The organism is Streptomyces soli (assembly GCF_003999195.1).
In the GTDB taxonomy this organism is placed as follows: Bacteria; Actinomycetota; Actinomycetes; order Streptomycetales; family Streptomycetaceae; genus Actinacidiphila; species Actinacidiphila soli.
Window position 1 is genome coordinate 22,539 of sequence record NZ_RJVR01000049.1, and the last position, 12,452, is coordinate 34,990.

Annotated in this window: 12 protein-coding genes; 3 read left to right on the forward strand and 9 right to left on the reverse strand. The window is 70.4% G+C overall.

Annotated features, from left to right (window positions below; all coding sequences use genetic code 11):
* Positions 1-11: 11 nt before the first annotated feature.
* Entirely contained in the window at positions 12-1,784 is a 1,773-nt protein-coding gene (locus EFK10_RS02910) for an NHL domain-containing thioredoxin family protein (protein ID WP_127354205.1), read from the reverse strand.
* 40 nt (positions 1,785-1,824) lie between these two features.
* Between EFK10_RS02910 and EFK10_RS02915 the strand changes: the two genes are divergently transcribed.
* Positions 1,825-2,322, forward strand: a complete 498-nt coding sequence (locus EFK10_RS02915; protein WP_127354206.1) for an LURP-one-related/scramblase family protein — start codon at positions 1,825-1,827, stop codon at positions 2,320-2,322.
* Here the strand turns inward: EFK10_RS02915 and EFK10_RS02920 are convergent.
* Positions 2,291-3,103 carry a carbon-nitrogen family hydrolase gene (locus EFK10_RS02920; protein ID WP_127354207.1) on the reverse strand — a complete coding sequence of 271 codons (813 nt, stop codon included), beginning with the start codon at positions 3,101-3,103 and terminating at the stop codon, positions 2,291-2,293. The two genes, EFK10_RS02915 and EFK10_RS02920, sit on opposite strands and share 32 nt — an antisense overlap.
* A 132-nt stretch (positions 3,104-3,235) precedes the next feature.
* Between EFK10_RS02920 and EFK10_RS02925 the strand changes: the two genes are divergently transcribed.
* Positions 3,236-4,060, forward strand: a complete 825-nt coding sequence (locus tag EFK10_RS02925; protein WP_127354208.1) for a maleylpyruvate isomerase family mycothiol-dependent enzyme — start codon at positions 3,236-3,238, stop codon at positions 4,058-4,060.
* A gap of 47 nt (positions 4,061-4,107) precedes the next feature.
* Here EFK10_RS02925 and EFK10_RS02930 read toward each other — a convergent pair whose 3' ends face one another.
* From EFK10_RS02930 to pdhA, 7 genes are all read right to left on the reverse strand, one after another.
* Positions 4,108-5,406, reverse strand: coding sequence for an MFS transporter (locus tag EFK10_RS02930; RefSeq protein ID WP_240676951.1), 1,299 nt, complete (start codon positions 5,404-5,406; stop codon positions 4,108-4,110).
* On the reverse strand, positions 5,403-6,059 hold the full coding sequence (locus EFK10_RS02935) for a GntR family transcriptional regulator (RefSeq protein WP_127354209.1): 657 nt from the start codon (positions 6,057-6,059) through the stop codon (positions 5,403-5,405). The genes EFK10_RS02930 and EFK10_RS02935 overlap by 4 nt, the downstream gene beginning before the upstream one ends.
* A 35-nt stretch (positions 6,060-6,094) precedes the next feature.
* On the reverse strand, positions 6,095-7,114 hold the full coding sequence (locus EFK10_RS02940) for a DNA polymerase III subunit beta family protein (protein ID WP_127354210.1): 1,020 nt from the start codon (positions 7,112-7,114) through the stop codon (positions 6,095-6,097).
* Between the two features lie 55 nt (positions 7,115-7,169).
* On the reverse strand, positions 7,170-7,364 hold the full coding sequence (locus tag EFK10_RS02945) for a hypothetical protein (RefSeq protein ID WP_127354211.1): 195 nt from the start codon (positions 7,362-7,364) through the stop codon (positions 7,170-7,172).
* A 271-nt stretch (positions 7,365-7,635) separates the two neighbouring features.
* Positions 7,636-9,048, reverse strand: a complete 1,413-nt coding sequence (locus tag EFK10_RS02950; RefSeq protein ID WP_127354212.1) for a dihydrolipoamide acetyltransferase family protein — start codon at positions 9,046-9,048, stop codon at positions 7,636-7,638.
* Between the two features lie 9 nt (positions 9,049-9,057).
* Positions 9,058-10,038: an alpha-ketoacid dehydrogenase subunit beta gene (locus EFK10_RS02955; protein ID WP_127354213.1), complete on the reverse strand. Its 981-nt coding sequence runs from the start codon at positions 10,036-10,038 to the stop codon at positions 9,058-9,060.
* Between the two features lies 1 nt (position 10,039).
* Positions 10,040-11,194: a pyruvate dehydrogenase (acetyl-transferring) E1 component subunit alpha gene (pdhA, locus tag EFK10_RS02960; protein WP_127354214.1), complete on the reverse strand. Its 1,155-nt coding sequence runs from the start codon at positions 11,192-11,194 to the stop codon at positions 10,040-10,042.
* A 336-nt stretch (positions 11,195-11,530) separates the two neighbouring features.
* Between pdhA and EFK10_RS02965 the strand changes: the two genes are divergently transcribed.
* Entirely contained in the window at positions 11,531-12,220 is a 690-nt protein-coding gene (locus tag EFK10_RS02965) for a response regulator (RefSeq protein WP_127354215.1), read from the forward strand.
* Positions 12,221-12,452 lie beyond the last annotated feature (232 nt).

The window sequence follows — 12,452 nt, forward strand, 5'->3', positions numbered from 1 at the left end:
GACACGTCCGACTAGGCGTCAAGCCCGGCCAGTACGAGCGCGAGGCGCGTGTCGCCGCCCTCGGTGATCCGGACCGGGACGCCCCAGTCCTGCTGGTGGACGTGGCAGGCGGGGTACTCGTTGGCGGGGTCGTCGTCGCAGGACGCGGCCATCGCCGAGACGTGCAGCACCCCTTCCGCGATGCCGCCGTCGAGGACGAGTTCGCGGCTCAGATCCGTACCCTTGCCGGCGCCCTGGGCGAGCAGCCCGGGTGGCGTGGAGCTGACGAGCAGCCGGGTCGAAGGACCGTAGCGCTCGTCCAGCTTCTGGCCCGCCGGGGCGTGGAAGACCACGTCCAGACGGAGGGTGCCCGGCGCGACGTCGGTCGCGGGCCGCTGGGTGCGGTGCGCGGCGGCGTCGACCTGGACGGCCTCCTCCGGGAGCCGGAGCCGGGTGAGCCGGTGGCGGGCGGATTCGACGACCACGATCTCCTCGCCGTCCAGCACCGCGTCGGACGGCTCGCGCAGATCCGTGGCCAGGGTGGTGACCTCGCCGGTGGCGGGGTCGTACCGCCGCAGCGCGTGGTTGTACGTGTCTGAGACCGCGACCGAGCCGTCCGGCAGCGCCGTGACGCCCAACGGGTGCTGGAGCAGCGCCTGTCCGGCGGCGCCGTCCCGGTGGCCGAAGTCGAAGAGGCCGGTGCCGACGGCCGTGTGGACGGTGAGGTCGCGGTCGACGTACCGCAGGGCGCTCGTCTCGGAGTCGGCGACCCAGAGCCGGTCCTCGGTGGCCGCCAGCCCCGACGGCTGCGCGAACCACGCCTCGGCCGCCGGCCCGTCGACCAGGCCCTCGTTGGTCGTACCGGCCGCCACCTCGACGGTCCCGGAAGCCGGGTCGTACGTCCAGAGCTGGTGCACGCCCGCCATCGCGATCCACACCTTGCCGCCCCACCACGCGACGTCCCACGGCGAGGACAGGTCCACCTCGCGGGCGGGCCCGGCGGTCGGTGAGCCCTGCCACCACTGCCGGCCGGTCCCGGCGACCGTCTCGACGTCACCGGTGGCGGGGTCGTAGGTCCTGAGGGAGTGGTTCACCGTGTCGGCGACGATCACCCTGCCGTCCGGCAGCAGCGCGAGCCCCTGCGGCTCGTTGAAGGTGCCGCTGCCGCCGATCCGCCGTACGACGGTCTCCGCGTCCGGCTCGAGCTCGACCAGCTGGTGCCGCGTCGTGTCGGACACCAGGAAACCGCCCGACGGCAGCCGCACCGCCTTGCCCGGGAAGCGCAGGTCCGTCGCCACCGGCTCCGGCGGCACGTACGGGCCGTCGCCGCGCCGCAGCGTGCCCTTCGCCGCGTGCTCGGTCTCCAGCGCGCTGATCAGCGTCTCCAGGGCGTGTGCGTGCCCCTCCCCGGAGTGCTGGGCGACCACATACCCCTCCGGGTCGATCACGGTCAGCGTCGGCCAGGCCCGTACGGCGTACTGCTTCCACGTCGCCAGCGCCGGGTCGTCCAGCACGGGGTGGTGCACGCCGTACCGCTCGACCGCGTCCACCACGGCGCGGTGGTCGGCCTCGTGCACGAACTTCGGCGAGTGGACGCCGACGATCACCACGGTGTCCCGGTGCTTCTCCTCCAGCTCGCGCAGCTCGTCCAGGACGTGCAGACAGTTGACGCAGCAGAAAGTCCAGAAATCCAAGATGACGATCGATCCCCGCAGGTCCGCGAGGGTCAGTTCCTTACCACCGGTGTTCAGCCAGCCGCCCTCGCCAATCAGCTCAGGGGCCCGGACGCGTGCACGTGTAGCCATGTTTCCATCCAACCTCATCCCGCTGGGTAGGCATTCCCCCATGAAATATCTGGTTCGCGAGAAGATCCTCGCCCTCGGCGACGACTACTGGATCGAGGACGAGAACGGCAATCGCGCCTTCTACGTCGACGGCAAGGTGCTGCGCCTGCGCGACACCCTGGAGCTCCAGGACCCGCACGGGACCGTCCTCGCCGTCATCCGCAAGAAGCTGGTCAGTCTCCGGGACACGATGACCGTGGAGCGGGACGGCGAGGAGCTGTTCACTGTCAAGAAGAAGCGGCTGACGCTGCTGCGGGACGCCTATCGCGCGAAGCTCGCCAGTGGCGAGGAACTGGAGATCCGCGGGGACATCATCGACAAGGAGTTCGACATCGAGTACGAGGGGGAGAGGCTGGCCCGTATCAGCCGGAAGTGGTTCCGGGTCCGGGACACCTATGCCATCGGTGTGGAGCGGGAGGACGCGGACGTGGCGGTGCTCATCGCGATCGCGGTGTGCGTGGACCGGCTCAGCGAGGCGGAGCAGGACGAGGAGGAGTAGGCAGCCCCAGCAGACGGTCCCGCAGGACGGGGAAGTCGGCGCGCGTCTTGGCGATGAGGGCGGGGTCGAGGTCGACGGTGAGGACTTCCTCGTCGTGGCCGGCTTCCGCCAGGACGGCGCCCCAGGGGTCGACGGCGATGCTGTGGCCGGCGAGCCGGAGCCCGCCGTGGGTGCCGGCGGTGCCGACGGCGAGGACGTAGGCCTGGGATTCGACGGCGCGGGCGCGGGCCAGGAGGGTCCAGTGCTCGCGGCGGCGTTCGGGCCACCCGGCGGGGATGACGAGGATCCCGGCGCCGGCGTCGACGAGCAGCCGGAAGAGCTCGGGGAAGCGCAGGTCGTAACAGGTCGCGAGGCCCAGGACGGCGCCGCCGGGCAGCTCGGCTGTGACGATCGTCTCCCCCGCGGACATCAGGGCGGCCTCGCCGGTGTCGAAGCCGAAGCGGTGGATCTTGCGATAGGTGTGCCGCAGCTCACCGTCGGGCGAGAACAGCAGCGAGGTGTTGTAGATCTCACCGTCGGACGCCCGCTCGGGGATCGAACCGGCGTGCAGCCAGACACCCGCGTCCAGCGCGGCGGCCGACATGACCTCCGCTGTGCGGCCGTCGACGGGCTCCGCCTCGATGGTGAACAGGTCCGCCGCGAAGGCACCCACAGTCCACAGTTCGGGGAGAACGACCAGGTCAGAGCCCATCTGACCGCGCACGAGTTCGGCAACCCGCTCGCGCCGGGCTTCGACCGTTTCGGCCGGGTCCACGTCGATCTGGATCAGAGAAACGCGCACGCTACACCGTCCCTGAGTTCCGTACCTGCATACGGGCCTACGATCGTGACACGAAAGCACTCCCGTGGTGTCACTGCGCAGCGTAATTTAGGCGCACACCACTACGACCGCGTCCGACCGTCGAGGGGTCCCGTGACCGTCCACAGCAAGCTCCAGCCGTACATCGACGCCTGGACCCACTCCATAGAATCCATATCCGAACTGGTCAGTCCTCTCGCCGAAGGCGAGTGGAACCGGCCCACCGCGTGTCCCTACTGGTCGGTGCGCGACGTCGTGTCGCACGTCATCGGTCTGGAGTGCGAGCTGCTCGGCGACCCGCGCCCGATCCACACGCTGCCGATAGACCTCCGCCACATCCACAGCGAGTTCGCGCGCTACATGGAGGTGCCGGTCGACAAGCGGCGCCACCACACCGCGCCGGAGATGACCGGCGAGCTGGAGTACACAATCATCCGCCGGTCCCGTCAGCTGCGGAACGAGTCGCGCGAGCCCGACACGACCGTGCGCAGCCCGGGCTACGGCGACGTGACCCTCGAGAACCTGCTGTGGCAGCGCGTGTTCGACGTCTGGGTGCACGAGCAGGATCTGCGCCGCGCGCTGGGCAAGCCGGGCAAGCTGGACTCCCCGGCGGCCGGTTTCGCCCGCGACTGGCTGCTGGCCGCGATGCCGAAGACGGTCGCCAAGGACGCGGGCGCCAAGCCCGGTTCGGCCGTGGTCATCGACGTCCACGGGCCGGTGGAGTTCATGCGTACGGTCCGGGTCGACGACCAGGGGTACGGCACGATAGACGGCAGTGTGTCGCTGGGCCCCGCCGTGACGCTGACCATGGACTGGGAGACGTTCGTACGGCTGGCCTGCGGCCGGGTGCGGCCGCAGGTGGTCGCCGATCACGTCAAGGTCGAGGGCGACGAGGCCCTGGCGGAGCGGATCCTCGCCCACTTCGCCGTCACGCCGTAGAACACCGCCGGCGTTCACGTCCCTCCGGCCGCAGGTACCGGCAGGTCTCAGGTACTGGCGGGGACGTGAACGCTCTCCACGCGGCTGACCGCCACCCGCTGCCGCTCCAGCCGGGCCGCACGGCCGCGCAGCCGCAGGATCTGGGAGACGCCCAGGGCCTGGAGGACGAAGACGCTGGACCAGGCGACCCGGTAGTTGTCGCCGGTGGCGTCCAGCAGCACACCGATCGCGAGCAGCGTCATCATCGAGGCCGTGAAGCCGCCGATGTTGACGATGCCGCTGGCCGTGCCGAAGCGCTCCGGCGGATTGGCCGGGCGGGCGAAGTCGAACCCGATCATCGAGGCGGGCCCGGAGGAGCCGAGCACCACGCAGAGCAGGGTCAGCAGCCACAGCGGGGCGTGCGCCTGCGGCCAGGCCAGGACCACCGCCCACATCGTCGCGGTGGCGCCGATCACGCCGAGCGCGAGCGGCATCCGGGCGCCGTGGTGGCGGCCGATGACCTGTCCGAAGAGCATCCCGAAGACCATGTTGGCGATCACGACCACGGTCAGCAGCGTGCCGGCCGTCTCCCGCGACATGCCCTGCGCCTCGACCAGATACGGCAACCCCCACAGCAGCAGGAACACCATTGCGGAGAACTGCGTGGTGAAGTGGACCCACATCCCCAGCCGCGTCCCCGGCTCCCGCCAGGCCGTCGCGATCTGCCGCTGCACATAGCCCGCGCCGTGGTGCTCGGCGGGCGCCGGCTCGAAGCCCTCGGGGTGGTCCTTCATGAACAGCAGCACCAGTACGAGGACCAGCGCACCGCCCAGCGCCGTCCCCACGAAGGTCGACGTCCACCCGGCCGAGTGCAGCAGCCGGGCCAGCAGCACCGTGCTCATCAGATTGCCCGCGACACCGAACAGCGCCGCGCCCTGCGCGATCATCGGCCCACGCCGCGCCGGGAACCACCGCGAGCCCAGCCGCAGCACGCTCACGAAGGTCATGGCGTCACCGCAGCCCAGCACCGCGCGGGCGGCCAGCGCCATCGCGTACGAGTGCGACAGCGCGAAGCCCAACTGCCCCACGGTGAAGAGGATGACGCCGATGCTCAGGACGCGCTTGGTGCCGAGCCGGTCCACCATGAGGCCGACGGGTATCTGCATGCCGGCGTAGACCAGGAGCTGGAGGATCGAGAAGGTCGAGAGGGCGGAGGCGCCGATGTGAAAGCGCGCCGCCGCGTCGATCCCGGCCACACCGAGGCTGGTGCGGTGGACGACCGCGACCATGTAGACCAGGGTGCCGATGGACCAGACGGCGACGGCCTGCCGGCCGCCGGGCGGCTCACCGTGTGTCGCGGCGCTCACAGCTCCCCCCGGGCAAGGAAGTTGACCCAGGTGACGTGCCGCTCGACCAGCGTCAGGGCGGCGCCGGTGTCCCCGGCCCGCAGCGCTTCGAGGATCTCGGTGTGCTCCGCGATGTTCTTGGCGATCCGGTCCGGCTCCGCGTTCATCGTCGCCACCCCCATCCGTAGCTGACGATCCCTCAACTGGTCGTACAGCTGCGCCAGAATCCTGTTCCCGCCCGCCCGCACGATCTCCGCGTGAAAGCACCGGTCCGCGACCGCGAACGCCGCCAGGTCGCCCGCCGCCGCATGCCTCTTCTGTTCCTCCAGCAGCTCTTCGAGCCGCGCCGCGAGCCGCGGCGACGCCGGCGCGACCTTCTCCGCCGCGTGCAGCTCCACCAGCAGCCTGGTCTCCACGACGTCGGCGATCTCCTGCGCCGACACCGGCAGCACGAGCGCGCCCTTCTTCGGGTAGAGCTTCAGCAGCCCTTCCGCCTCCAGCCGCAGCAGCGCCTCGCGCACCGGGGTGCGCGAAACGCCTACTGCTTCGGCCAGTTCACCCTCGCTCAGGAGCGTCCCACCCTCGTAGCGACGGTCGAGAACGGCTTGCTTGACGTGGGTGTAGACGCGCTCTGCGGCGGGCGGGGGCTTGGTGATCGTACTGGCGGAATCCATGATGTGCACATCATAGATACAAGATGTATCCGGGGTCAGTCCTCGTCCGCGATACGGACGGGCATCAGCATGGAGAAGGACTCGTCCCGGCCGCCCGGCAGCCGGATGGCCAGCGGGCTGATCGGACCGCCGAGCTCCAGGACGAGCTGTTCGCGGGCCCCGGCGTTGAGGGCGTCGAGGAGGAAGTCCCGGTTGACGGCGACCCCGTCAGCGGCCCTGTCGGAGACCGCGAGGGTACCGTCCGGGGTGACGGTGAGGACGCGGACCGCCTCGGGGCCGGCGGCCAGGGAGTCACGGAGGGCGGCGGCCTCGACGGTGACCCGGTGGACCGCGTCGTCGAGGCGGGTCAGGCGGCGGTAGTCGGGATAGTCGTGGTCCAGGCGCACCCCGGTGGCTTTGCGGCCCGCCGCCTCGGCGCTGATCCGGTCGTCGTCGAAGCTCACTTCGGCCTGATCGGCCCCGTCCAGCAGGGCGCGGATGTCGTCGGCCAGTGCGGTCGGCACGATCACGCTCAGCGCGGCGTAGGCCTGTTCCACCGGCACCCGCGCCACCGCGAGCCGGTAGCGGTCGGTGGCGACCAACGTCAGCACACCGCCCTCCACGTCGAACAGCACGCCGGCCAGCGACGGCAACTCCGGGTCGGTGCTTGCCGCGAAGCGCACGGCATCCAGCGCCTCCGCCAGTTCCGGCGCGGGGATCGTCAGTCGGGTCATCTTGCTTGCCTCCGGTGCGAGTAGGGCCCGTACGGAGGAGAGCTCACGTCGCGCGTCGGCCAGACCGTCCTCGAGGCGCCGCACATGCGCGTCGAGAAGCCCGCGTACGGCATCGGGATCCGCCGCCCGCTCCGCCAGCACCCGCCGGATCTCCGGCAACGGCATCCCCACCCGACGCAACCGCGCGACCAACCGCGCATCGGGCAACTGCTCGTCGCCGTACCAGCGATACCCGCTCCGCGGATCCGTCCAGGCCGGGGCCAACACCCCGGCACCGTCGTAGAACCGCAGCGCACTGACGCTCAGCCCGCTGTCCCGGGCCATCTCGCCGATGCTGCGCATCTCGCTCTCCACACCGAGGACTCTGGAGGCTCGACCAGGTCGAGGGTCAAGCGCCTCAAGGGTGCAGGCTACCGACCACATCGGCGGTGGCGGTGATGCCGGAGGCGATGGTGGGCGCGAGGCTGGTGCCGGAGAGGCAGAAGCCGAGCAGGACGCAGAGCAGGGCGTGGGAGAACTTGAGGGCCTTACTGCGGAGCAGGACAAGGGCCAGGATCAGAAGCAGCAGGACCACGGAGATCGATACGGCCACGGCGGTACCTCCCGAAAGATGTCTGCTTACATATCCGCACGAATCACCCCAAAGGTGGCCGCGCCACGCACAACCAAGGGCCCGGACATCTGTCCATCCCCCCACGCCACGACTCCGCCTCGCCGCCAACCACGGCACGACGGCCGGAGGCCGGCGCAGCCGCCCGAAGCCAGCGAAGCGCCCGCGAGGGCGGCGAGGTGGCGGCGCCACGCGTAGCGAAGGGCCCGGACGTGCGTACGTGTCCGGGCCCTGTGCTGCGGGAACTAGGCCGTCAGGCCCAGGTCATGAGGCGCTTGGGGTATTCGAGGATGGCGGCGGTGTCGGCGAGGACGCGGGAGCCGAGTTCGCCGTCGACGAGGCGGTGGTCGAAGGAGAGGGCGAGGGTGGTGACCTGGCGGGGCTTGACCTTGCCCTTGTGGACCCAGGGTTGTTCCTTGACGGCGCCGAAGGCGAGGATCGCGGACTCCCCCGGGTTGAGGATGGGCGTGCCGGTGTCGACGCCGAAGACGCCGACGTTGGTGATGGTGACGGTGCCGCCCTGCATGTCGCCGGGGGAGGTGCGCCCCTCGCGGGCGATGGCGACGAGGTCGCCGAGGGCGGCGGCCAGTTCGGGCAGGGTCTTGGCGTGGGCGTCCTTGATGTTGGGGACGATGAGCCCGCGCGGGGTGGCGGCGGCGATGCCGAGGTTGACGTAGCCCTTGTGGACGATTTCCTGGCGGCCCTCGTCCCAGGCGGCGTTGACGTCCGGGTTGCGGCGGATCGCGACCAGCAGCGCCTTGGCGACCAGCAGCAGAGGGCTGACCTTGAGCCCGGCGAAGGCCGGGTCGGCCTTGAGTTCCTGGACGAGCCGCATGGTGCGGGTGATGTCGAAGGTCAGGAACTCCGTCACATGCGGGGCCGTGAAGGCGCTGGCCACCATTGCGGCGGCCGTGGCCTTGCGTACGCCCTTGATCGGCACCCGGGTCTCCAGCGCCGACGGCTGGACCGACGTGACCGAAGGCTCCACCACCACAGGCGAAACCGCAGGGGCCGGGGCGGGCGCCGCCGGGGCGACGGCCGCCTGGATGTCCTCGCGGGTGATGACGCCGCCCGGGCCGGTCGGGGTGACCCCGGCCAGGTCCACGCCGAGGTCCTTGGCGAGCTTGCGCACCGGCGGCTTGGCCAGCGGGCGGGGCTCGGTCACAGTGGCGTGGCCGTTCAGCTCAGGACCGGCCTTGGCCTGGGCCGGCACAGCGGCCTTCTTGCGCGGGCGGCGCTTGGTCGAGGACGCGGCGACGCCGTAGCCGACCAGCACCGGCTGCCGCTTCGGCGCCTCCGGCTCGGGTGCCCTGACGGGCTCGGGCGCCTTTACGGCCACGGGCTCGGCCAGCGGCTCGGCAGCGGAGGCAGCAGCAGCCGGGGCCACCTCCCCGGCCGGGGCGCCCGGGTCGGTGTCGACAGCGATGATCACCGCGCCGACGTCCACCGTGTCACCCTCGCCGAAGTGCAGCTCGTGCACGACGCCGTCGAAGGGGATGGGCAGTTCCACGGCGGCCTTGGCGGTCTCGACCTCGCAGACGACCTGACCGTCGGTGACGGGGTCGCCGGGCTTGACGTACCACTTGAGGATCTCGGCCTCGGTGAGTCCTTCGCCCACGTCGGGCATCTTGAACTCGCGGAAGCGCTGTGCAGTCACGGTCGTCACAACCCTCTCCTAGTACGCCAGCGCGCGGTCGACGGCATCGAGTACCCGGTCAAGCCCTGGCAGGTACTCCTCCTCCAGCCGGGCCGGCGGGTAGGGGGCGTGGAAGCCGCCGACCCGTAGCACCGGTGCCTGCAGGTGGTAGAAGCACCGCTCGGTGATCCGGGCCGCGATCTCGGCACCCATGCCGAGAAAGACCGGGGCCTCGTGCACTGTCACCAGGCGTCCGGTCTTCTGCACCGACGCCTGGAGGGTGTCGAAGTCCACCGGCGACAGTGACCGCAGATCCACAACCTCAAGGCTACGGCCCTCCTCGGCGGCCGCGGCGGCGGCCTCCAGGCAGACCTTCACCATCGGCCCGTACGCGGCCAGGGTGACGTCCGTGCCGTCGAGCACCGTATGCGCGGTGTGCAGCGGGGCCGGGATGGCGGTCGGATCGACCTCGCCCTTGTCCCAGTATCGCCGCTTGGGCTCGAAGAAGATGACCGGGTCGTCGCAGTCGATGGCCTGCTGGAGCATCCAGTAGGCGTCCTGCGGGTTCGAGGGGGAGACCACCTTCAGGCCCGGGATGTGCGCGAACAGCACCTCGGGGGACTCGGAGTGGTGCTCGACCGCGCCGATGCCGCCCGCGTACGGGATGCGGATGACGACCGGCAGCTTGATCTTGCCGAGCGCACGGGCGTGCATCTTGGCGAGCTGGGTGACGATCTGGTCGTACGCGGGGAAGACGAAGCCGTCGAACTGGATCTCCACCACCGGCCGGTAGCCGCGCAGGGCCAGGCCGATGGCGGTGCCGACGATGCCGGACTCGGCGAGCGGGGTGTCGATGACCCGGTTCTCGCCGAAGTCCTTCTGCAGTCCGTCCGTGATGCGGAAGACGCCGCCGAGCTTTCCGATGTCCTCGCCCATGAGGACGACCTTGGCGTCGGTCTCCAGGGACTTGCGCAATGCCTCGTTCAGGGCCTTGGCGATGGTCATGGTCGTGGTCGCCATGTCAGTGGCCCTCCTCGAAGGTCGCGAGGTACTCGGCGAACTGCGCCCGCTCCTCGTCGACGAGCGCGTGCCCGTCCGCGTAGACGTTCTCGAAGATCGCCATCGTGTCCGGGTCCGGCATGGTCCGTACGGCCTCGCGGACCCGCTTGCCGAGGGCCTCGCTCTCCGCCTCGATGCCGGCGAGGTAGGCCTCGTCGGCCAGGCCTTCCTTCTCCAGGTAGGTCCTCAAACGAAGGATCGGGTCCTTGCGTTCCCACTGCTCCCGCTCCTCGTCCAGGCGGTAACGGGTGGGGTCGTCGGAGGTGGTGTGCGCGCCCATGCGGTAGGTGAAGGCCTCCACCAGCATCGGGCCCTGGCCGCTACGGGCGTGCTCAAGGGCCGCCTTGGTGACCGCCAGCACCGCCAGCACGTCGTTGCCGTCCACCCGGACGCCCGGGAAGCCGAAGCCGGCCGAGCGCTGGTAGATCGGGACGCGGGTCTGCTTCTCGGTGGGCTCGGAGATCGCCCACTGGTTGTTCTGGCAGAAGAACACCACCGGCGCGTTGTAGACGGCGGCGAAGGTGAAGGCCTCGGCGACGTCGCCCTGGCTGGAGGCGCCGTCCCCGAAGTACGCGATGACGGCCGAGTCGGTGCCGTCCATGGCCGCGCCCATCGCGTAGCCCGTGGCGTGCAGCGTCTGCGAGCCGATCACGATCGTGTAGAGGTGGAAGTTGTTCTCGTTGGGGTCCCACCCGCCGTGGTTCACCCCTCGGAACATCCCCAGAAGATTCGCCGGGTCCACCCCGCGGCACCAGGCGACGCCGTGCTCGCGGTACGTCGGGAAGACGTAGTCGTCGGGGCGGGTGGCCCGGCCTGAGCCGATCTGTGCGGCCTCCTGACCCAGCAGCGAGGCCCACAGGCCCAGCTCCCCCTGCCGCTGCAGAGAGGTGGCCTCGGCGTCGAAGCGGCGGGTCAGCACCATGTCCCGGTACAGGCCACGCAGCTCGTCAGGGCTCAGGTCAATGGAGTACTCACTGTGCTGGACGCGCTCGCCCTCAGGGGTCAGCAGCTGTACGAGTTCCGGCTCGCCAGTACCCCCACGGCGCTTCGCGCCGCCGCGGGTGCCCGTGCCCGTACGGGGCGTACGGGGCTTCGCGGCAGTGCTCTTCACGCTCACGCTTCGCTCCTCCGTCTGTCCGGCCCCCGGGATCCGCCGGTGGCCAGTGCGGCTCCTACCCGCCTCGACACGGCGCACGGGGTGTGTGCGGCACGGCCGAGCCGGGAGTGTTGTCTCGCCCCGGCAGGCAGCCCTGCAAAACGAACGTTACCCACACCTTCCGCTTTCGCGCGAAGAGTGTCTTACCTGCGGTTTTGCTTGGATTTCCTAGTAAATCGAGGTTCTCGCAAGGTTCTCGCAGGCCAACCGTGGGTCACCGGGACAACCGCACGGTATCCCGAGGACTCGAAGCTGCGTAAGAGGCCAGGGGATCGAATCCTGTGCGAGGCTGAGATAGTGAGCGAACACGGCGAAAACACTGCAAACGGAGCAGACGGGGTCATCAGCGTTTTCCTCCTTGACGACCACGAAGTCGTCCGCCGTGGTGTCCACGAGTTGCTCTCCTCCGAACCCGACATCACCGTCGTCGGCGAGGCAGGCACCGCGGCTGAGGCGCTCGCCCGGATCCCGGCCGCCCGGCCCGACGTCGCCGTCCTCGACGTACGGCTCCCGGACGGCAGCGGCGTCGAGGTGTGCCGCGACATCCGCTCCCGGGAACCGTCGGTCAGGTGCCTCATGCTCACCTCCTACGCCGACGACGAGGCGCTTTTCGACGCCATCATGGCGGGCGCCGCTGGATACGCGCTCAAGGACATCCGCGCCAGCGACCTCGTCAGCGCCGTCCGCGACGTCGCCGCCGGCAAATCCCTCCTCGACCCCGTCGCCACCGCCCGCGTCCTCGAACGCCTCCGCACCGGCGCCCCCGAACCCGAGACCACCATCGCCGGCCTCACCGACCAGGAAGGCCGCATCCTCGACCTCATCGGCGAAGGCCTCACCAACCGCCAGATCGGCGAACGCCTCCACCTCGCCGAGAAGACCGTCAAGAACTATGTCTCCTCCCTGCTGGCCAAGCTCGGCATGGAGCGCCGCACCCAGGCAGCGGCGTACGTAGCCCGTACGAGGGCCGAGCGCGGCCGCGATTAGGGCCTGTCCGGCCGATCTCTGTGGGAGAAGGAGCGGCCCGCCGCGTCAGCGGCTGATGTCACAGCGGCGCCTGTGATCGCAAGGCGCTGGGGGCACTCTCCCCCAGACTCCGTCCGGTGGGGGTGCCCCCGGCGAAGCCAGGGGGAGGACCCCCACCCGCCGCCAGGCTGGGGGAGGCACGCGACGCCGCGGAGATCGGCCGGACAGGCCCAAAGGCCCAAGGGCCCGAGCC